This is a genomic window from Sulfitobacter sp. HI0129, assembly GCF_001635395.1.
In the GTDB taxonomy this organism is placed as follows: domain Bacteria; phylum Pseudomonadota; class Alphaproteobacteria; order Rhodobacterales; family Rhodobacteraceae; genus Sulfitobacter.
Genome location: NZ_LWGH01000643.1, coordinates 1 through 20530, shown reverse-complemented (window position 1 = coordinate 20530; position 20530 = coordinate 1). Strand labels below are relative to the sequence as shown.

General features: G+C 61.3%; 17 protein-coding genes. 7 read left to right on the top strand and 10 right to left on the bottom strand.

What is annotated here, in order from left to right; all coding sequences use genetic code 11:
* The 7 genes from A3764_RS16695 to A3764_RS16665 all read left to right on the top strand — a co-directional run.
* On the top strand, nucleotides 1-1427 hold a 1427-nt coding region (locus A3764_RS16695), incomplete at its 5' end, for a gamma-glutamyltransferase family protein (RefSeq protein WP_067951794.1).
* Between the two features lie 10 nt (nucleotides 1428-1437).
* A complete protein-coding gene (locus A3764_RS16690; RefSeq protein ID WP_067928090.1) occupies nucleotides 1438-2187 on the top strand; it encodes a DUF1028 domain-containing protein in 750 nt (249 codons plus the stop codon).
* Between the two features lie 130 nt (nucleotides 2188-2317).
* Nucleotides 2318-3970, top strand: a complete 1653-nt coding sequence (locus tag A3764_RS16685) for an amidase (protein ID WP_067928087.1) — start codon at nucleotides 2318-2320, stop codon at nucleotides 3968-3970.
* A gap of 84 nt (nucleotides 3971-4054) precedes the next feature.
* Nucleotides 4055-5599 (top strand): ABC transporter substrate-binding protein, encoded by a 1545-nt coding sequence (locus A3764_RS16680; protein ID WP_067928084.1) that lies wholly within the window; start codon nucleotides 4055-4057, stop codon nucleotides 5597-5599.
* 23 nt (nucleotides 5600-5622) lie between these two features.
* Nucleotides 5623-6615 (top strand): ABC transporter permease, encoded by a 993-nt coding sequence (locus A3764_RS16675; protein WP_201722451.1) that lies wholly within the window; start codon nucleotides 5623-5625, stop codon nucleotides 6613-6615.
* Entirely contained in the window at nucleotides 6612-7445 is an 834-nt protein-coding gene (locus A3764_RS16670) for an ABC transporter permease (protein WP_067928081.1), read from the top strand. The genes A3764_RS16675 and A3764_RS16670 overlap by 4 nt, the downstream gene beginning before the upstream one ends.
* Entirely contained in the window at nucleotides 7445-9283 is a 1839-nt protein-coding gene (locus A3764_RS16665) for an ABC transporter ATP-binding protein (protein WP_067921472.1), read from the top strand. Before A3764_RS16670 ends, A3764_RS16665 begins: the two co-directional genes overlap by 1 nt.
* Nucleotides 9284-9416: 133 nt before the next feature.
* Here A3764_RS16665 and A3764_RS16660 read toward each other — a convergent pair whose 3' ends face one another.
* From A3764_RS16660 to A3764_RS16615, 10 genes are all read right to left on the bottom strand, one after another.
* Nucleotides 9417-10022 (bottom strand): AAA family ATPase, encoded by a 606-nt coding sequence (locus tag A3764_RS16660; protein ID WP_067921474.1) that lies wholly within the window; start codon nucleotides 10020-10022, stop codon nucleotides 9417-9419.
* Nucleotides 10023-10035: 13 nt separating this feature from the next.
* The gene (locus A3764_RS16655; protein ID WP_067921470.1) at nucleotides 10036-11541 is read right to left on the bottom strand and encodes a mannitol dehydrogenase family protein; all 1506 of its coding nucleotides are present in this window, start codon (nucleotides 11539-11541) and stop codon (nucleotides 10036-10038) included.
* 40 nt (nucleotides 11542-11581) lie between these two features.
* The gene (locus A3764_RS16650) at nucleotides 11582-12586 is read right to left on the bottom strand and encodes an ABC transporter ATP-binding protein (RefSeq protein ID WP_067921469.1); all 1005 of its coding nucleotides are present in this window, start codon (nucleotides 12584-12586) and stop codon (nucleotides 11582-11584) included.
* A 15-nt stretch (nucleotides 12587-12601) separates the two neighbouring features.
* Entirely contained in the window at nucleotides 12602-13432 is an 831-nt protein-coding gene (locus A3764_RS16645) for a carbohydrate ABC transporter permease (RefSeq protein ID WP_067921467.1), read from the bottom strand.
* A gap of 10 nt (nucleotides 13433-13442) precedes the next feature.
* The gene (locus A3764_RS16640) at nucleotides 13443-14309 is read right to left on the bottom strand and encodes a carbohydrate ABC transporter permease (RefSeq protein WP_067921465.1); all 867 of its coding nucleotides are present in this window, start codon (nucleotides 14307-14309) and stop codon (nucleotides 13443-13445) included.
* A 107-nt stretch (nucleotides 14310-14416) separates the two neighbouring features.
* Nucleotides 14417-15724 carry an ABC transporter substrate-binding protein gene (locus A3764_RS16635; RefSeq protein WP_067921463.1) on the bottom strand — a complete coding sequence of 436 codons (1308 nt, stop codon included), beginning with the start codon at nucleotides 15722-15724 and terminating at the stop codon, nucleotides 14417-14419.
* A 109-nt stretch (nucleotides 15725-15833) separates the two neighbouring features.
* Nucleotides 15834-16865 carry a LacI family DNA-binding transcriptional regulator gene (locus A3764_RS16630; RefSeq protein ID WP_067921461.1) on the bottom strand — a complete coding sequence of 344 codons (1032 nt, stop codon included), beginning with the start codon at nucleotides 16863-16865 and terminating at the stop codon, nucleotides 15834-15836.
* A gap of 121 nt (nucleotides 16866-16986) precedes the next feature.
* On the bottom strand, nucleotides 16987-17634 hold the full coding sequence (gene eda, locus A3764_RS16625) for a bifunctional 4-hydroxy-2-oxoglutarate aldolase/2-dehydro-3-deoxy-phosphogluconate aldolase (protein WP_067921459.1): 648 nt from the start codon (nucleotides 17632-17634) through the stop codon (nucleotides 16987-16989).
* A gap of 5 nt (nucleotides 17635-17639) precedes the next feature.
* Nucleotides 17640-19448: a phosphogluconate dehydratase gene (gene edd, locus A3764_RS16620; RefSeq protein ID WP_067951793.1), complete on the bottom strand. Its 1809-nt coding sequence runs from the start codon at nucleotides 19446-19448 to the stop codon at nucleotides 17640-17642.
* Between the two features lie 87 nt (nucleotides 19449-19535).
* Nucleotides 19536-20462 (bottom strand): carbohydrate kinase family protein, encoded by a 927-nt coding sequence (locus A3764_RS16615; RefSeq protein ID WP_067921408.1) that lies wholly within the window; start codon nucleotides 20460-20462, stop codon nucleotides 19536-19538.
* Between the last annotated feature and the right edge of the window lie 68 nt (nucleotides 20463-20530).

Below are 20530 nucleotides of genomic sequence, written 5' to 3'. Positions count from 1 at the left end.
ATCATGGGCGGCTGCCCCTGCGTGACGTTCTGGAACCCGCAATCCATTATGCGCGCCACGGCCATCCCATGCTGCCGCGTGTTGCCGCCACGATCGCGGGGCTGGCTGATTTCTTCAGGGATGAATGGCCCACGTCGTATGAGACCTGGTTGCCCGGGGGCCGGGTGCCCGAGGCGGATGCGCTGTTCCGCAACCCGGCGCTGGCCGATACCTGGGAGCGGCTTTTGCAGGAGGCGGAGGCGGCCAAGGGGCGGGAGGCGCAAATCGAAGCGGCGCGGCGTGCATTCTACAAGGGGTTCGTGGCCGAAGCGATCGACGACTGGATGCGCACAGCCTGTGTCATGGATGCGTCCGGCAGCAAGCACCGGGGCGTTCTGACCGGCGACGACATGGCCCGGTGGGAAGCGACCTATGAAGCGCCGCTCGCCGTCGATTACGAAGGATGGACGCTGTGGAAAGCAGGAATCTGGAGCCAGGGGCCCACGATGCTGCAATCCCTGCGTCTGCTGGAGGGCAGCGGCATCGCGGCGATGGACAGCCGAAGCGCTGACTTTGTCCATACCGTGACCGAGGCGATGAAACTCTCCTTCGCGGACCGTGAGGCGTATTACGGCGACCCGGCGCAAAGCGACATTCCGACCGATATCCTCTTGTCCCGGGCCTATGCGGTGGAACGGCGGACCGGCTTGGGCGCGGAGGCCAGCCTGATCCAGCAACCCGGACGGATCCCGGGGTTCGAACATCTTGCCGATGCCGCCATCGCGCGTGCCAAGGCAAGCGAACAATTATCGGGCGGCGGAGTCGGTGCAGGCGAACCCACCATGGCGCATTTGTCGGAAAAGCGCGGCGATACGGTGCATATCGATGTGATCGACCGCTGGGGTAATTCGGTTTCTGCCACGCCGTCGGGGGGATGGTTGCAAAGCTCGCCGGTCGTGCCGGGGTTGGGCATGCCGCTCAACAGCCGCGCGCAGATGTTCTGGCTGGACGAGGGGTTGCCCACATCGCTGGCCCCCGGGCGACGGCCACGCACGACGCTGTCGCCGTCGATGGCGCAGGCACCGGACGGAACGCAGCACGCCTTCGGCACCCCCGGCGGCGACCAGCAGGACCAATGGCAACTGATGCTCTTTCTCCGGCTGGTGCACAGCGACATGAACCTGCAGGAGGCGATCGACGCGCCGCTGTTCAACACCGCGCATTTTCAGGGCTCCTTCGATCCGCGCGTGGTGCAGCCCGGCCACCTGATGGTGGAGCCTGATTTCGGCGATACCGTGATCGCCGACCTGCGCGCCCGGGGTCATGTGGTCACCGTGGCGGAGCCCTGGACCATCGGGCGACTGACCGCAGCCAGCCGCGCCCCCGATGGCCTGCTGCGCGCGGCAGCGACACCCCGATTGATGCAAGCCTATGCGATTGGCCGATGAGGAGACTGCAATGACCTATTCGATCGTGGCACGAGACGCCCGAACCGGCGAGATGGGGGTGGCCGTCGCCAGCCGGTTCTTTGCCGTGGGCGCGCTGGTTCCCCATATCCGGGCCGGCAAGGGGGCAGTTGCCACGCAAGCCTTCGTCAACCCGCTCTGGGGTATCGAAGCGGCGGATCTGCTGGCGAACGGCGGCGCGCCGCAGGATGTGCTGGATGCGCTGGTGGGTGCTGACAAAGGCCGCGCGAACCGGCAATTGCACATGGTCGACGCCCAAGGGCGGACGGCGGCCTACACCGGGTCTGAATGCATAGACTGGTGCGGCCATGCGAGCGCCGAAGGCGTATCGGTCGCGGGCAACATGCTGGCGGGCGAAGCGGTCGTTCAGGACACGCTGTCGGCCTTTCAGGCGCACGGCGATGCGCCTCTGATCGAACGGCTCATGACGGCGATGGAGGCCGGCGCGGCGGCGGGCGGCGACAAGCGTGGCACCCAATCGGCAGCAGTGATCGTGTACCGGGATCAGCCCTATCCATGGCTCGATCTGCGCGCCGACGACCACCCCGATCCACTGGCCGAGTTGCGCAGGCTCTATGCCGTCGCGCAGGAGCGTTACCTCATCATGGCGAAAACGCTCCCGACCCTTGCCAATCCACATGGTATGCTTGACCGAAAAGACATCGACGCGGAAATCGCCGCTGCCGAGGAGCGCCGAAAATCCGAAGGGCGCGAGAGCCGGTCTTTCGCGACACCGCTGTGAGGGCGCGTTGGGATAGCCACGGTGATGCGCCGCTAAGGGGCAAATTTATGCCCGATCCCGCGATTGCCGAACCCGCGCGCCGATGGCCGGCTACGGATCGAAACGATGTAAATTTGCAAAGGGGGGAATGATGAGCGACCAGAAGATCACCGAAGCGGATATTGAGGCAGCCGAGAAGCTGCTCGCGGTTGCCTATACCACCCGTGAGCGGGCCCAGATGGTGGGAAATCTGGCAGGTCAGATCGATTCCGCCATGGCCCGGCGGGAGGTGGACCTACCCAATTCCGTTCCTATGAGCCTCCGGTTCGATCCACGCCTGCCAGGCTTTGAAATGCCCACGGCTCATGGTGTGACCGGAACGACCGTCGAAGAGCCGCTACCCGACAATGATGCAGATATCGCCTTTGCGACTCTGCCTCAGCTTGGAACATGGATTGCCTCTGGTGCGCTGACCAGCAGACGGTTGACCGAAATCTATCTGGAGCGCATCGAAAGTCACAATCCCAAGCTGTGGTGTTTTGCCGAAGTGATCCCAGAGCGGGCCTTGGCTGAGGCAGATGCGATGGATGCGCTGACGGCGAATGGTGAATCCCGCGGGCCGCTGCACGGCGTGCCATATGGCGTGAAAGATCTGTTCGACACTGACGGCGTGGTCACCGGCTGGGGTGCGGAACCCTTTCAGGACCGCGTGCCGGATAAGGATGCCCGCGTCGTGACCCTCCTGCGCGAATCGGGGGCCGTGCTTTTGGGCAAGACGACGGTTGGCGCGTTGGCCTATAACGATATTTGGTACGGTGGGGTGACGCGCAATCCCTTCAACACGGAGGAAGGCTCCTCCGGCTCCAGTGCGGGGTCGGCTTCGGCCACCGCGGCGGGGCTTTGCGGCTTTGCGATCGGAACCGAAACGCTTGGTTCCATCACATCGCCTTCGCAGCGATGTGGCACGACCGGGCTGCGGCCTACCTTTGGGCGCGTCAGCCGGGCAGGGGCGATGGCACTTTGCTGGTCTCTCGACAAGGTGGGACCCATTTGCCGGGGTGTCGAGGACACGGCGCTGGTTCTGGCAGCCATCAACGGTGGGGATCCGGCAGATCGCAGTTCGATCCATGCCCCTTTTGCCTTTGATGGAAACAAAAGCATTAAAGGGATAAAACTGGGCTATCTGCCGGAAGCCTTCGGAGAGGGGGCCACAGATGTGGACCAAGCGGCGCTGAAGGCGGCGAAGGATCTGGGCATCGAAGTGTTCGAGGTGTCACTGCCCGACCTGCCCTATGCCTCGCTGATGAATATACTCTATGCCGAAGCGGCGGCGGCGTTCGAGGGATTGACGCTGACAGATGCCGACGACACGCTGACGTGGCAGGATGATGGGGCTTGGCCCAACACCTTCCGCAAGGCGCGTTTCCTTTCCGCGGTCGATCACGTGCAACTCGACCGGCTTCGGTATCTTGTGATGCAAGCGCTCGATGATTTGTTCGGTAAAGTCGATGCGCTGATAGGGCCCTTCATGACGGGGCCCATGCTCGTTGCATCGAATTTCACCGGCCACCCCTGCCTGCATCTTCGGGCAGGGTTCGAAGACCTCGGCACGCGTAGCCCCGCCTCGTTGGGGGAGGGCAAGCTGACCACCGGGGAAGCGGACACGGAAGGCGAGAGGCATCGCGTCCCGCAGGGCATTTCCCTCTGGGGGCGTCTTTTCGATGAAGGAACGATCCTGAATCTCGGGCAGGCTCTCGAAGCCCGCCTTGGCGTCGCGGATGAGCGGCCGCGCCTGCCTGATTGAGCAACAGAACCGGCCAGCCAAGGCCGGCAAAGACTGACGGACCGGCGAATTGGCCCGGTTCATGTGCAACAAGGAGATCGAAAGATGAAACGTAGGGAATTTCTTAAGACTACCTCGGCACTGATGGGAGGCACGATCCTCTATGGCCTCGGCAGCCCGGCAATCGCGCAATCTGAACCCGTGCGTGGTGGAACGCTGATCTGGGGGCATTCGGAAACAACCCAGAATCTCGACATGCACCAAACCGGCACGGCATCCACCGGGCGGGTGCTGCAGAACGTCCACGATTCGATCGTCACGGTCGACAAGGATTTGAAGGTCATTCCCAACCTCGCCGAAAGCTTTGAGCAAAGTGATGACGGCCTGACCTACACCTTCCGGCTGCGCCCGGGGGTGATGTTCCACGATGGTAAGGAAATGACATCGGCGGATGTGAAATATTCATTCGACCGCTGCCGCGACCCAGATACGGGGGCGGTGAATTTCGAGGTTTTCAACGCGGTCGATAGCATCGAGACCCCGGACGACCTGACCGTGATCGTCCAGTTGAGCGAAGTAAACGCGCCGTTCCTGTCCCGTTTGGCCGAAAACGGCGCTGGCGTCGTGATGCCAGAAGGATCAGGCGAGCAGCAGGGCACCACGCCCATCGGCTGTGGGCCTTTCCGCTTTGTTCGCCGCGAATTCGGCAATGAGGTGGAGCTTGCGCGGTTTGAGGATTACTGGGACGGGCCTGCCTATCTCGACAAGGTGATCGCGCGGGAGATTACGGAACCCACCGTGCGCCTGACCGGGTTGCGCACGGGCGAGCTTCATATGATCAACGACATCCCCGCCGACCGGATCGCCGAGATCGAAGCAGACGGCGATTTGCAGGTCGTCGCATGGTTTCCGCTGAACTGGGACTTCGTGAACTTCAACCATGATTTCGAACCTTTCCAGAACCCGAAGGTCCGCGAGGCTTTCGACTACATGATTGACAAGGACGTGCTGTTGGAAGGCGCGCTTTGGGGGCAGGGGGAAACGACGGCATCACCTAGCTATCCTACCTCGGTATCCTACAACAGCGATCTGGCCCAGCGTCCGCAGGACATCGAGAAAGCCAAGACACTTCTGGCTGAGGCTGGCTACGGACCCAACGATCTGTCGGTCGTGTTCAAGGTGACGACCAACTATCCTTACCATGTGGAGGCCGCCCAGATCATGCTGGAATGGTTCCGCATGGCCGGGGTCGATGCGTCCATCGAACAACTTACGTGGTCCGATTGGCTGAGCCAGGTCTGGGTCGACAAGGATTTTCAGATCTCGATGATGAACTTCTTCACCCTCTGGGAACCGGATTTCCTGTACTACTCGCTTTGGAACACAGAAGGGGCCTTCAACTACCGCAAGATCTCGCACCCCAAGGTCGACGAGCTGACGGCCAAGGCGCGGGTTACGGTCGACCCAGCGGAGCGCGCGGCGATCTACAAGGAAGTTCAGGAGGTCATCCGGGACGACACGCTCGACGTGGTCCTCTGGTTCCGGAATGGGACCATCGGCGCCCAGCCCGCGGTGCAGGGACTGGATAGCATCGTGCATCCCAACGGCTCCAACCTGCGCTTTCATAAGGTATGGCTTGCCGAAGGATAAAGGCCGATAGATCAGGCCGGGGCGTGCGATCGCGCGCCCCGGTTCTCCCATCCAGTGACAGAGGCGAACCTCGCGTGAGTTATATCCTCAATCGTTTCTTCTCGATGATGCTGACCCTGTTCCTGATCTCGGCGATCACCTTCGCCGTGACCAACATCCTGCCCGGGGATGTCGCCATGATGATCATGGGTACGCAATCCAACCCCGAAGCGCTTGCCGGTCTGCGCGAATCCTTAGGCCTGAACGACCCGCTGCTCGTCCAGTATGGTCGCTGGATTACCGGAATGCTGACAGGGGATTGGGGGTCGTCGCTCGTCTTCAAGGAACCGATCGCGCCGCTGTTGCTTCAAAAAATGACTGCCAGCGGGCTTCTGGTTCTGTTTTCCATGACTATCGCACTCGCCTGCGCCGTTCCGTTGGGCGTCTGGGCGGCGGTGCATGCCAACAAGTGGCAGGATACAGCTGCCAGTTCCACGGCGATGCTGGGGGTAAGCCTGCCGGACTTTTTCTGGGGCATCATGCTCATCCTGCTGTTCGCGCGCGGGTTGGGCTGGCTGCCATCCTCGGGGTTTGTGGACCCGGTGGAGGATTTCGAAGGCGCGGTGCGTCATGCCTTGCTGCCCTCCCTCGCCCTTGGACTCGGTTTGATGGCCCATTTGACCCGCATGACCCGCGCGACTATGACCGGCATTTTGAAGCAGGAATTCATCCGCGTGGCGCGCGCGAAGGGATTGAATGAAAACACGGTGGTATGGCGCTACGGGTTGGCTAACGCCGTGGGCCCGGTGATGACCGTGGCGGGGCTTCAGGTAGGGTATCTATTCGGCTCTATCATCGTGATAGAGAGCCTTTTCAACTACACGGGCATGGGGTGGCTGACCTATCAGGCGCTTCTGAACCGTGACATCCCGCTGATTCAGGCAAGCGTTTTCGTCATCGCTGCAGTGGTCATGCTGGCCAATCTGATTGTCGATCTGCTCTATGCGGTGGCCGATCCCCGGATACGATTGTCATGAAGCTGCCGAGGGCTTTCCGTAGCGCCAAGGGCATCCTCGGGGCGGTCGTTGTTCTGACGGTACTGGCCGTCGCTGTCTTTGCCCCTTTACTGATCCCCGCCGACTGGGCGACCCAGATGGACATGCGCGCGCGGCTGTCGCCGCCGACATGGGGCCATCCGCTGGGCACGGATCAACTGGGACGGGACCTGTTCTTCCGCGTCTTGCTGGGCGCGCAAACCTCGATCTTCATAGCGGTCGCTGCAGTCCTGATGTCCATCGTGATCGGTCTGCCGCTTGGGTTGATATCGGGCTATGTGGGAAAAACGACTGATAACGTTTTGATGCGGCTGGTGGATACGCTCCTCAGTTTTCCGGCCCTTCTGCTGGCACTGACGATCAGTGCGGTTCTGGGGCCGAACTTGCAAAACACGATCATTGCGATTGGCATCGCGTTTACGCCGTTTCTGGCACGGATCATCCGGGGAGAGGCTTTGCGCGTGGCCCAGATGCCCTATGTGGAGGCCGCGCGGACAGCCGGAAATTCGGATCTTCGCATGATCACATTGCATATTTTGCCCAACATCATGCCTGTCGTGATCGTGCAGTCCACCATTAGCCTTGCCTTCGCGATCTTGGCTGAGGCCGGTCTGAGCTTTCTCGGCCTCGGCACCCAGCCGCCCGATGCCTCTTGGGGCCTGATGATCCAGGCCTCCCGCGATTACCTCGATCGCGCGCCATGGACGGCGCTGGTACCGGGTGCCGCAGTGGGTTTGACGGTTCTCGGGCTCAACATGTTCGGGGATGCCCTGCGCGATGCGCTCGACCCGCGCACAAGAGAGGAGGCGTAATGCCGGTTGATCAGACACCTCTGGTGCGCATCGAAAACCTCCGGGTGGAGTTCCGGGGCGATGATGGTCCTATCGTTGGGGTCGAGGATGTCAGCTTTTCAATCGCCCCGGGTGAGACCGTCTGCGTTGTGGGGGAGAGCGGCTCCGGCAAGTCGGTGACTTCGCTATCCCTGATGCGGCTCGTCGAATTCGGCGGCGGGCGGATCACTGCGGGCAGCCTGGGATTTTCGCTGAACGGCAGTCAGATCGATCTGGCGCGGGCGGAATCCGGAACGATGCAGACCATCCGCGGCGACGAGATCGGGATGATCTTTCAGGAGCCGATGACCTCGCTCAACCCGGTGTTCTCGATAGAACGACAAATGACCGATGGCCTGCGCATTCACCGCGGCCTGTCCCGGTCCGCGGCGCGGGCACGGGCGCTCGAACTGCTGCGTCAGGTTCGTATTCCGGAACCGGAGCGACGGCTGAAGCAGTACCCCCATGAATTGTCCGGTGGGATGCGCCAGCGTGTGGTGATCGCAATGGCGATGGCCTGCGAACCGCGTTTGCTGATCGCCGATGAACCGACGACTGCACTGGACGTCACCATTCAGGCCGAAATCCTTGCACTCATCGATCGGCTGAAGCGGGATACGGGAATGGCGGTGCTGTTCATCACGCATGACATGGCAGTTGTCGCGCAGATGGCCGACCGTGTTGTGGTGATGTATCGGGGAAAACTGGTCGAAGAGGGGCCCGTCGAACGGATTTTCGCCGATCCGCAAGAGGATTATACCCGCAAACTGCTGGCAGCGGTTCCGAGGCTCGGAGAAATGCGCGGAAAGTCCGCGCCCGAGCCAATGCGACTTGTGGGGGAGCGCGTGCCCACTGTTGCTGCCGTTCCGACGGATGCGGACGTGAAACCGTTGCTGCAGGTAAAAAATCTTACGACCCGTTACCCGGTCAAGGGCGGCCTGTTTCGGCGCACTATTGCCAATGTGCATGCGGTGGAGGATGTCAGCTTTGATATCCCGCGCGGACAGACCCTCGCCTTGGTGGGTGAGTCCGGATGCGGGAAATCCAGTTGCGGTCGATCGATCCTGCGTCTGTCCGAGGCGACTTCCGGCCAAGTGCTGTTGGATCAGACCGACATCCTGTCCCTGAGCAGCCGCGATTTGCGCCGGCGGGTGTGGCATGATGTGCAAATGGTATTTCAGGATCCGTTCGCGTCACTCAATCCCCATATGCGGCTGCGTGACCAAGTAGCGGAGCCGATACGCAATTTCGACATCGAGAAGGGCAAAGCCGTGGATGACCGCGTCGCGGAGCTTTTCCACCGGGTCGAACTGCCGCGAGCATTCATGTCGCGGTTCCCTCATGAACTGTCCGGCGGGCAGCGCCAGCGTGTTGCGATCGCCCGTGCGCTTGCGGTCAAACCCAAGCTGATCATAGCGGACGAAGCTGTCAGCGCCCTTGACGTGTCCGTACAGGCACAGGTCCTGAACCTGATGATGGAGTTGCAGGCGGAATTTGGCATCTCCTACTTGTTTATCAGTCATGACATGGCCGTGGTCGAACGGGTCGCTCACCGCGTCGGCGTGATGTACCTTGGGCGCTTGGTTGAGATTGGCACCCGCCAGCAGGTTTTCGAGAATCCGCAACACAGTTATACCAAGTCGCTGCTGTCAGCCGTTCCCATCGCGGACCCGACGCGGCGGAACATTCGCGAAGACCTCAACTTCCGCCCCATACCGTCGCCGGTATTTCCGCTGGGCCATGTCGCGGTTGCTTCGACCTACGTAGAGGTCGGGCCATCGCATCTGGTTCTCGAGAATGAGGTGGGACTGGAGGGATAGGCGTCCGCTGATGGTAGTCGAGATTGTGAGCTTTTATCCGTTCAGGCCTACATTACATCAATTAGATGAATTACATAATCATGATTATACGAAAAATTCGTGGGGAATAGCGCCCGACCAAATCCATCGATGTTCAATCGGAAACAACCACCACCCCCGGCAACCTGGAATGCTCGATAGCAAACTCCGCATTTAACATATCGTTGCCCAGAGCCTGAGCCAGCGCTTCGGCCTCCGAAAACCCCTGATAACGCCAGCGCTGTACGAGGCGTGTTTTCAGCGTTTCGCGGTCCTCGTCCAACCAGACGGTTAGGTCGAAGAGATCCGCGAGCGCGGCCCAGGGGGGGATGTCCAAAAGCAGGTAGTTGCCCTCTACCAGAACGATACGTGTTTCGCGCTGCAGGCTACCCCCATTTGGAACCGTCTTGTCCAGTGCCCGGTCAAATGTCGGATAGGTCAGGCTTTTGCTCTGTCGTAGCCGTCGAACAAGTCCGACAAAGCCGTCGGCGTCGAAAGTGTCGGGCGCGCCTTTGCGGTGCAGGCGACCGAGGGCGATTAGTTCTTCGTTGTCGCGGTGGAACCCGTCCATGGGCAGGACGGTCGCCTGTTCGAGCTCGGCGGCCAGTTCAGTGGCCAGCGTCGATTTACCCGATCCCGGGGCCCCGGCGATTGCCACCACGAACCGCGCCTTATCGCGCGATTTCTCGGCGATCACCTGTGCCAGTTCTGACCGGGTCACCCTTTCCACTGACCTACCCCACCTTTACCGGTCGTTTGCTTTCGGACGTGTCGGACGCATAGCGAGCGAGAGCGGCTTCGCAGCCCTCGGCCCAGATCAGGCTCAGCCATGTTTCGAACGCCTCTGCAAAAGGTGCCGCCTCGGCGAGATCACCGTAGATCTGCCCCTGTTCAAGCCATGTGCGCGGATGCGCCCGGGCTTTTCTTGCGGCGGAATGCAGCTCTTCCCACTGGGGATCGCTGGCCTTCACGGGCGTTCCGTCTTCGCGGGTGCCTTCGCACATGCGGGCCCAGAACGCCTCTACCAGTGCGAGGCCGGAGACCTGCCGTCCAGCAGTCAGTTGGTCCCGCAGGATGGGCAGGACGAAACCCGTATGGCGTGCCGAGCCGTCAAAGGCCACGCGGCCGGTCGTATCCACGATGCGGGGGTTGGCGAAGCGTCTCTCGATCAGGTCAAGGTAGGCCATCGGCGTCATCTCGGGAACCGGCGTGACTGTCGGAGTGATCTCCTCGGTCTGTACTTTTCGGAACATTGCCGCGATTTTCGGGTGCGCCATGCATTCGGATATGGTTTCGATTCCAAGCACTTCGCCCACATTGGCGAGCATTTGGTGACCCGCGTTGAGTATACGGATCTTCATTGTCTCATGGGCATGCACATCGTCGGAGAACGTGGCCCCAACGGCATCCCATGCAGGACGCCCGGCGCAGAAATCATCCTCTATCACCCATTGGCGATAAGCCTCGTGGCTCACCGGGGCGGCGTCGTCGATCCCATATTCGTGCACCAGTGCAAGCTCTTTGGGGCCGGTTGCGGGCGCGATGCAATCGACCATCGAATTCGGGAAAGATACCTCCTGCTCGATCCAGTCAGCCAGTCCAGGGTCCGACATCCGTGCGAGCGAGGTGACGGTCTGCCGCAGGATCGCCCCGTTGCCCTGCAGGTTGTCGCAGCTCAGCCCCGCGAACGGCCCGTGCCCGGCTGCGCGGCGTAGGCGCAGGGCTTCGACCATTGCCCCGAAGGCAGTGCGCGGCGTTCGCGGATTGGCCGCGTCATGGACCATGTCTTCATGCGCGGCATCAAAGCGCTTGGTGACGGGATCGAGGTAATAGCCGCTTTCCGTCACGGTGAGCGATACGATGCGGATTGCCGGATCCGCCATGGTCGCGATCAGAGCTCCGTTGCCCTCTTCGATGGGCAGGTAATCGATCATGGGGCCGATCACCTCGGCCGAGGTTTGCGCGGGATCCAGTTCGATCAGGGTGGTCAGGCAATCCTGCGCCAGAAGCTTTTCGCGCATGGCTGCATCGTAGGGCCGTACGCCTGCACCGATGATCGCCCAGTCCTGCGCGAGCCCCTGTTGCATCAGGCGGTGCAGATACCATGCCTGATGGGCGCGGTGAAAATTGCCGACCCCGATGTGCACGATACCGGCTGTCAGCGCGCCCCGGTCATAACGGGGGCGCGGGATGCCGAGTTCCGGCAGGGTCGCGTCCGAGAGTTTGATAAACTGCGTCATTGGCGGCTATCCCAATTCGGGGTCCCTGAAACCTGATGAGTCACTCGAGCCGCAGGCCATCAGCGCCGAACCTGTGCAGATGGGTCAGGTTCGGGGTCAGATAGACTCTCTCCCTATGTTTCAGGGACAGTTCACCATTCACGCGGACCGTCATGGGGTCGCAGCCTTCGATGCCGTGGACATGCAGGAAGGTGTCGGAGCCGAGATGTTCGGCCACGCCGATCGTGCCTTGCCATGTGCCCTCGGTCGTCGAAACCTCAATGTGTTCGGGGCGGATGCCGATGGTCTCTGCCCCGTGTTTTGCGGCTTCGGCGCCTTCGATCAGGTTCATCTTCGGGCTGCCGATGAAGCCGGCCACGAATTTGTTGCGCGGGGCGCGGTAAAGCTCAAGCGGGCTGCCGACCTGCTCGATTACCCCGGCCTGAAGCACCACGATCTTGTCGGCCATCGTCATCGCCTCGACCTGATCGTGGGTGACATAAACCATCGTCGTCGCAAGCTTCTTGTGCAGTTCGGAGATTTCCATCCGCATTCCGACCCGCAGCGCGGCATCAAGGTTCGAAAGTGGTTCGTCGAAGAGAAACGCCGAGGGTTCGCGCACGATGGCGCGCCCGATGGCGACCCGCTGGCGTTGCCCGCCCGAAAGCTGGCCGGGCCGCCGGTCGAGATAGTCGGTCAGGTTCAACGCCAGTGCCGCCGCGGTGATCCGCTTTTCTTGCTCCGCCTTGGGCACGCCGGCCATTTTCATCGGGAAGGCGATATTCTTGCGCACCGTCATATGCGGGTAAAGCGCATAGGACTGGAACACCATGGCAAGGCCCCGTTTTGCAGGGGGAACGAGCGTGGCATCCGCACCATCGATCTCGATATGGCCCGAGGTGATGTCTTCCAGCCCTGCGATCAGTCGCAGAAGCGTGGATTTGCCACAGCCCGACGGGCCGACGAACACCGTGAATTCCCCATCTTCGATGGTCAGGTCCAGTGGCGGAATGACTTCGACGCTTCCGAAGGTTTTCGAGACCTGGTCAAGCTTGATATGTCCCATGGGTCGTTTCCTTACTTACTTGACAGCGCCGAAGGTCAGGCCGCTGACGAGTTGTTTCTGGCTGAACCAGCCAAGGATGAGGATCGGCGCGATGGCCATTGTCGATGCGGCGCTGAGCTTGGCGTAAAACAATCCCTCGGGGCTCGAATAGCTTGCGATAAAGGCGGTGAGGGGTGCCGCTTTTGCGGCCGTCAGGTTGAGCGTCCAGAATGCTTCGTTCCAGGCGAGGATGACGTTCAGCAGGATGGTCGATGCAATGCCGGGGATCGCCATGGGCGTGAGGACATACAGCACCTCTTCTTTCAGCGATGCGCCGTCCATGCGCGCGGCTTCGAGGATCTCGCCCGGTATTTCCTTGAAGTAGGTGTAGAGCATCCAGACGATGATCGGCAGATTGATCAGCATCAGGATCACGACCAGTGCGATCTTGCTGTCGAGCACGCCAAACTGGATGCTCAGCAGGTAGATCGGGTAAAGTACCCCCACCGCGGGCAGCATCTTTGTGCTGAGCATCCACAGAAGGATATCCTTGGTCCGCTTCGACGGCACGAAGGCCATGGACCACGCCGCCGGCACCGCGATCAGGATACCCAGAAGCGTCGAGCCCCCGGCGATGACGATCGAGTTCCAGAGGAAACGCCCGTAATTCGAACGCTCCATTACCGTGGCATAGTTTTCCAGCGTCCAGTCAAAGCCGAGGAACAGGGGGGGATCGGCAATCGCCTGTGCTTCGGTCTTGAAGCTCGTGAGGATGGTCCAAAGGATCGGAAAGAAGATCAGAAGGCCCACGGACCATGCGGCGGCGGTGTTGAGAGCCTTGCGCCTGGGGGTGACTGAGCGTGCCATGGCGGCCTCCTTAAGCGTCGAGGTTCTTGCCGACGATGCGCATCAGAAAGATCGCAACGATATTGGCGAGAATGATTGCATAGACACCACCGGCGGAGCCGAGGCCCACGTTCTGGCTTTCGAGGACACGCTGAAAGATGAGATAGGTAAGGGTCCGGGTGCCGAAAGCGCCGCCCGTCGTCACGAAAATCTCAGCGAAGATCGACAGCAGAAAGATCGTTTGGATCAGGATCACTACCGTTACCGCGCGCGACAGATGCGGCAGGACGATATAGATGAAACGCTTGAAAGCGGGCGCGCTGTCCATCTCGGCCGCTTCCAGTTGTTCGCTGTCGAGCGACTGGATGGCGGTCAGCAGGATCAGCGTCGCAAAGGGCAGCCACTGCCATGAAACGATCATGATAATCGAGGTCAGGGAGGCTTGGCTCAGCCACTCCACGGGCTGTGCCCCGAAAAACTCCCACAGATAGGCGAGCAGGCCGTAGTTCGGATCCATGAACATGTTCTTCCACACCAGCGCCGAAACCGTGGGCATGACGAAGAACGGTGCGATGACGAGGATCCGCACGATACCCTGACCCCACATCGGCTGGTTGAGCAGGATCGCCAGCAGCACGCCGAAGACCACCGTGATCAGCAGGACGCCGCCCACGATGATCAAGGTGGTCATCACCGACGGCCAGAACGCGCTCGATGTGACGAAGCGGACATAGTTGTCGAACCCGACCCAGCCCAGATCCCCGCCACGCAAGGGCAGGTATTTCTTGAATGAAAAGTAGAGCGTCATCGTCAGGGGCACGAGCATCCAGCCCAAAAGCAGAACCACCGCCGGAGCCATCATGAAGCGTGCCGCTGATCTGGAATGCTGGGTAGCCATCGGACAAACCTTTCCGGTAGCGGCGCTGCGCCGCCCGAGTGAAAGATAACATGTGCAAGGTGGTGGCGGGATAGGGGGCAGCTGCTGCGCCGCCCCCTTGCTGCGGCTTATCTGTAGCCGGCTGCTTCCATGGCTTCGTTTGTCAGCGCCTGCGCTTTTTCAAGCGCTTCGTCGATGCTCTGCTGACCCGCATAGGCCGCCGAGAATTCCTGGCTGACCTCGGTGGCGATGCCCGCGAACTCGGGGATCGCGACGAACTGGACGCCGACGTAGGGCACCGGCTTTACCGTCGGGTTCTGAGGATCGGCGGCGTTGATCGAATCCAGCGTCATTTTCGCGAAGGGAACGCTCTTGTAGTTGTCGTTCTCATACAGAGACGTGCGTGCGCCCGGGGGCACGTTGGCCCAGCCCTCTTTCGCGGCGACAAGCTCGATATATTCTTTTGAGGTCGCCCATTCGATGAATGCCTTTGCCGCCTCTTCCTTCTGCGTGCCTGCCGGGATGGCCAGCGCCCAGGCCCAGAGCCAGTTCGCGCGCTTCTCTACGCCTTCGCTGTTGGGCGCGAGCGCAAAGCCGACACTGTCGGCGACGGTCGAATCATTCGGGTTGGTCACGAATGAGGCCGCGACGGTCGCGTCGATCCACATGCCGCATTTGCCCTGCTGGAACAGGGAAAGATTTTCGTTGAACCCGTTCGTCGCATAGCCCGCGGGGCCGGATTCTTCCATCATGCCGACGTAGAATTCGAGCGCCTCTTTCCACTCGGGCTGGTCGAATTGCGCATTCCACTCTTCATCGAACCAGCGCGCCCCGAACGAATTGGCTGTAACGGTGATGAACGCACCGCCCTCGCCCCAACCGGCCTTACCGCGCAGGCAGATGCCGTTGATGTCGTTTTCACGGTCGGTCATCTTGGCCGCCGCTTCGCGGATGACCTGCCATGTGGGTTCGGCTGGCATCTCAAGCCCGGCCTTTTCCATCAGGTCGGTGCGATACATGATCATCGAGCTTTCGCCGTAGAACGGTGCGGCATACAGGGTACCGTCATGGCTCAGCCCCGCGCGCATGGCGGGCAGGATATCGTCAGCTTCATACTCCGCGCTCAGGTCATCAAGCGGAACGAGCCAGCCGTTGGCACCCCAGATCGGCGTTTCGTACATGCCGATGGTCATGATGTCGAAGGCGCCGCCTTTGGTCGAGATGTCCGTGGTGACACGCTGGCGCAGCACGTTTTCTTCCAGCGTGACCCATTCGACGTCGATGCCGGTCTCGGCGGTGAAGTCGTCCGTGTAACCCTGCATCCGGATCATGTCGCCGTTGTTGACCGTGGCGATTGTGATGGTTTCAGCCAGCGCAGCACTGCCCGTGATCAGCGACAGTGCCGTCGCCGCAAATAATTTATGCTTGAGTGACATCCGTATTCCTCCAGTTCGGGATGATGGAGCGAGGCTACTGGAAACTATGACGCGCAGTCAATCTATTTTTTACGCGCGTAAATATAATCTGGGGCGAAAACCGTAGTGGTCAAGCGGAATCGCGCATCACCAGCTTACCTTCGAACAGTGTTTCTTCTCGAGTCGAAGGCCGCGCTTCGGTGTCGAGAATTTTGAAGAGCGTATGTGCCGCACGATTCGCTATTGCTGCGTAGTCCTGCGCAATCGTGGTCAGCGACGGGCAGGTGAAACGCGAAAACGGATGGTCATCATGGCCCGCGACCCGAAGCGCGCAACCGTCACCGTGACCGACGCGGATATCGAGGCTATAGGCCGCCGACAGCATCCCGATGGCAAGACGGTCGTTGGAACACAGGATCGTATCTGTTTCAAAGCGACCTTCCTTGAGAAGCCTCCCCCCTTCCGAGCGGCCGATTTCCTCGAAATGCCAGCCTTCGCCTTCGGCCTGATGCACCTGCGCCTCGAAGCCATGTCGGCTCATGCTTTCCAGATAGGCGTTCCGCCGTTTGTTGGCGTTGGGGTTCAGGGGCGATTTCATCTCGAAAAAACAGGGCGGCTGGCCGCTTCGGCACAGGTATTCCACAATCAGGTCAACGCTTTGGAAGTTATCGGCCCCGACGAACGCCTCCCCCGCGCCTTCCACGTTGGCATCGAACAACACCACTGGCACAGCGTCATTAAAGCTTTCGATATCCTTTCGGTCGGAGGCCTTGCCGAAGGGCGCCAACAAAACCCCGGCGGGTTTGAGCGCGCGCAGGGACTCGAGGTTTGCTCGTTCCTGCTGCGGACTCCCGTGGGAGCTGAGCAGGATCGGGCTATATCCGGCGGCAATACAGGCCAGTTCAACCTCTCGCCCGATTTCGGAAAAGAAGGGGTCGGCCAGGTTCGGCAAGACCACACCGATGTTCTTTGTCGTGCGCCGGTTCTGGTTCACCGCATAGACGTTGGGCCGGTAATCGAACTGGGTGAGCGCGTGTTCAATCCGATCGCGCGTCGATCGGCGCACGCTGTCGGGATCGTTGAAAAACTTTGACAGGGTCGGTCGGGAGATGCCGCTGACCGCTGCGAATTCTTCCATATTCTTGATCTTGCGCTGCGACACTTGCTCGAAACTTATCCATAATAATACGCGGGTAAAATTATGGACAGTTCGGGTGAAAAAGCAAGTCTCGGGCCGCGGCGCGGTGTTTCCTAGGGGCTCTCCCCTACCAATCCGCGCCTCATTACCTGCGCAACGCAGCAGCCTCCCGGGTCAGGGTTTCGATGCCTGCCCAGTCGCCCCGCTCAACCATATCCTTCGGCGCCACCCAACTCCCCCCGGCGCATATGACATTGGGCAGGCTCAGATAGCTTGTCGCATTATCGGGGGTGACACCCCCCGTGGGGCAGAAAGTGATCTGCGGCAAGGGCGCGCCGATCGCTTTCAGCGCGGGCGCCCCGCCGGAGGCTTCGGCAGGAAAGAACTTCAGCATGTCATAGCCGCGCGCAAGTAACTGCATCGCCTCGCTCGCGGTCGCGGCGCCGGGCAGCAACGGCAGGTCTTCCTCTTCACAGGCGGCCAGAAGCGCATCGGTCGCGCCGGGCGAGACGCCGAATGTGGCACCGGCTGCTTTCGCCGCGCGTACATCCTCGGCCGTGATGAGGGTGCCCGCGCCGACGTGCCCGCCCTTCACCTTCGCCATTTCCGAGATGACATCGAGTGCTGCGGCTGTGCGCAGGGTCACTTCCAGTACGGGCAACCCACCCGCCACGAGCGCTTCGGCCAAGGGGCGCGCATGGGCGGCATTCTCCACCACGAGGACCGGAATGATGGGGGCCAATCCGCAGATCTCGCGGGTGGTTTTCGAAGCTTCTTTGGGGGGCAGGCTCATGGCGTTCAGGCTCCGAATATGGATGCGCCGTCCGATGCGGCACCGACAGTGTTGCGGAATGTCGCAAAGAGCTCCCGCCCTGTACCCCATTGCGCAGCCGAAAGGTCGGCCTGAGCATCAGGCCGGTCGTCTATATCCGCCAGAACATCTAGCGTTCCCGCCTCGCCATCGACGCGCAGGATGTCGCCGTCGCGGATGCGCGCGATGGGGCCGCCGTCCACCGCCTCGGGGGAGACATGGATCGCCGCCGGCACCTTGCCCGACGCGCCTGACATCCGCCCATCCGTCACCAGTGCGACCTTCTGCCCCCTGCCCTGACAGATCGACAAAAGCGGCGTGAGCGAGTGCAGCTCCGGCATACCGTTTGCCTTTGGTCCCTGAAAGCGCACCACGACGACCACATCCTCAGTGAGTTTGCCTGCCTTGAAGGCGGCTTTCACCTCCGCCTGATCGGCAAAGACGCGGGCGGGTGCTTCGACCACGCGATTTTCCGGCGCCACCGCGGAGACTTTCATCACCGCCGTCCCGAGGGAGCCTGTCATCCGCTTCAACCCACCTGTGGGCTGGAAGGGATCCGAGGCAGGCCGCAGGATCTTGTCGTTCAGGCTCTCTTCGGGGCCGTTTTCCCATGTCAGGGACCCATCGGCATAGACAGGATCCTTTGTGTAATGCTCCAGCCCTTCGCCCGCGACGGTCTTCGTATCGCGGTGCAGATAGCCGTTCTGCAGCAGGTTCCCGATCATGTATCCAAGCCCGCCCGCGGCGTGGAAGTGGTTCACATCCGCCAGCCCATTGGGATAGACCCGTGCCATCAGTGGCGTGACATCCGAAATCTCGGAAAAATCCTGCCAGTCGAGGATGATCCCCCCGGCGCGTGCCATCGCCACCAGATGGATGAGCAGGTTGGTGGAGCCACCTGTTGCGTTGAGCCCGACGATCCCGTTCACAAACGCCTTCTCGTCCAGAATATCGCATACAGGCGTATAGTCATTGCCGAGCGCACTGAGTGAAAGCGCCCTCTGCGCGCCATGGCGTGTCAGCGCATCGCGCAACGGGGTGTTCGGGGTCACGAAGCTTGCCCCCGGAAGGTGCAGGCCCATGAACTCCATCAGCATCTGGTTCGTGTTCGCCGTGCCATAGAAAGTGCAGGTGCCGGGTCCATGGTAGGCTGCCATTTCAGCGGCCATCAACTTGTCTCGCCCACATTCGCCCGCGGCGAATTCCTGTCGCACCTTGGCCTTTTCGTCATTGGCCAAGCCGCTCGTCATCGGCCCCGCGGGCAGGAACACGGCGGGGAGATGCCCGAATGCCTGCGCCGCGATCACAAGGCCCGGGACGATCTTGTCGCAGACGCCCAGAAAGACGGCGGCGTCGAATGTATTGTGGCTGAGCGCGACGGAGGCGGCGAGCGCGATGACGTCGCGCGAAAAGAGCGACAATTCCATCCCCGCTTCGCCCTGGGTGACCCCGTCGCACATCGCCGGAACACCGCCCGCGACCTGCGCCGTGCCGCCGACCTCCCGGACCGCCGCCTTGATCAACTCGGGAAAGCGTTCGAAGGGCTGGTGCGCCGAAAGTATGTCATTATAGGTCGTCACGATGCCGAGGTTGCCTGCGGAGCCTTGGGCCAACTTGCTCTGATCCTCGCCCGCGGCTGCATAGGCATGCGCCTGCCCGCTACAGGAAAGATGCGCGCGGGCCGGGCCTTTGGATGCCGCCGTCCTCATGCGTTCAAGATGGATTTTCCGCGTCTCTTCGCTGCGCCGGATGATGCGTTCGGTCACCCGTTCGATCGTAGGATTGAGTGTCGTCATTCGTCCCTCCCGCCTTGCTTCCGCCCTCGGGCCTCTTTCTGCTATCTTACGTTAGCGCTAACATATGGGCAAACGAAAAAGCCCGTGTCAGATTTCTTCCGCCCACGGCGGGTTGGCGCCCGCCCGGGATACCGTGATCGACGCCACCCGCGCCCCATGTTCCAGCGCCGCCTCCAACGCGTCTGGGCCGAGGTTCGCAAGGCTTTGCTGCGTCAACGCGCCCAACTCTGACAACTTGGCGAGCACACCTGCGTTGAACGTGTCGCCCGCGCCTACCGTATCGACGATTTCCGCTTTTCGGGCCGGCACATGTACTTCGTCGCCGCCTTTCAGATAGCCCGTCGCCCCGTCGCCGCCCCGCGTCAGGATGACGACGGATGGTCCTGCAGTGAGCAATTGCGAAACCTTGTCGCGCAAAGACATCGGTTCGGGCGTGATCCAGTTAAGGTCTTCGTCAGAGACTTTCACGATATCCGAGAGGCCGATCATACTGGCCAGTCGGGCGCGGTAGCGTTCGATGTTGCGCACAAAACCGGGGCGGATGTTCGGGTCGAGCATTACGGACCGACCTGCGTGGTTCCGCTGCAGTAGCGCCGCGTAGGCGTCGGCTGCAGGCTCACAGGCAAGGCTGATCCCCCCGAAATAGAGCGTCGTCACCTCCGCCGACAATTGCGGCATATCATCCGGCTCCAGCATGCGACCAGCCGAGTTTTCATCGTAGAACTCATAGGTCGCATGCCCACCGACAAGGCGCACGAATGCCAGCGTCGTGGGTCGATCCGCGGTGATCACCGGGCGCACATCCACATGGCTCGCCTTCAGCCCGCTTGCCAGCTGCTGGCCGAACATGTCGCTCGACAGCCCGGTGAGCATCCCTGTCTGGGCGCCGAGGCGCCCCAGCGCAATCGCCGTGTTGTAAACAGCGCCGCCGCAATGGGGTACGAAGCCGACCGCTCCGGCTTCGGTAGGTGCGGGGATCATATCGATCAGGGCTTCGCCGCAGCAAAGGATCATGGCTCACTCTCCCAATATGGTGGCGCGATCAACGAGGTATCGGTTCGAAAGCGGCAGGCTCGCGGCGC

What these genes read in the sequence shown, in the direction of transcription:
- A3764_RS16650 (WP_067921469.1), bottom strand. Translation starts at nt 12,586, where the DNA reads ATGGGACATATCAAGCTTGACCAGGTCTCGAAAACCTTCGGAAGCGTC.
- A3764_RS16685 (WP_067928087.1), top strand. Translation starts at nt 2,318, where the DNA reads ATGAGCGACCAGAAGATCACCGAAGCGGATATTGAGGCAGCCGAGAAG.
- eda (WP_067921459.1), bottom strand. Translation starts at nt 17,634, where the DNA reads ATGAGCCTGCCCCCCAAAGAAGCTTCGAAAACCACCCGCGAGATCTGC.
- A3764_RS16640 (WP_067921465.1), bottom strand. Translation starts at nt 14,309, where the DNA reads ATGGCTACCCAGCATTCCAGATCAGCGGCACGCTTCATGATGGCTCCG.
- A3764_RS16615 (WP_067921408.1), bottom strand. Translation starts at nt 20,462, where the DNA reads ATGATCCTTTGCTGCGGCGAAGCCCTGATCGATATGATCCCCGCACCT.
- A3764_RS16680 (WP_067928084.1), top strand. Translation starts at nt 4,055, where the DNA reads ATGAAACGTAGGGAATTTCTTAAGACTACCTCGGCACTGATGGGAGGC.
- A3764_RS16665 (WP_067921472.1), top strand. Translation starts at nt 7,445, where the DNA reads ATGCCGGTTGATCAGACACCTCTGGTGCGCATCGAAAACCTCCGGGTG.
- edd (WP_067951793.1), bottom strand. Translation starts at nt 19,448, where the DNA reads ATGACGACACTCAATCCTACGATCGAACGGGTGACCGAACGCATCATC.
- A3764_RS16645 (WP_067921467.1), bottom strand. Translation starts at nt 13,432, where the DNA reads ATGGCACGCTCAGTCACCCCCAGGCGCAAGGCTCTCAACACCGCCGCC.
- A3764_RS16655 (WP_067921470.1), bottom strand. Translation starts at nt 11,541, where the DNA reads ATGACGCAGTTTATCAAACTCTCGGACGCGACCCTGCCGGAACTCGGC.
- A3764_RS16690 (WP_067928090.1), top strand. Translation starts at nt 1,438, where the DNA reads ATGACCTATTCGATCGTGGCACGAGACGCCCGAACCGGCGAGATGGGG.
- A3764_RS16635 (WP_067921463.1), bottom strand. Translation starts at nt 15,724, where the DNA reads ATGTCACTCAAGCATAAATTATTTGCGGCGACGGCACTGTCGCTGATC.
- A3764_RS16670 (WP_067928081.1), top strand. Translation starts at nt 6,612, where the DNA reads ATGAAGCTGCCGAGGGCTTTCCGTAGCGCCAAGGGCATCCTCGGGGCG.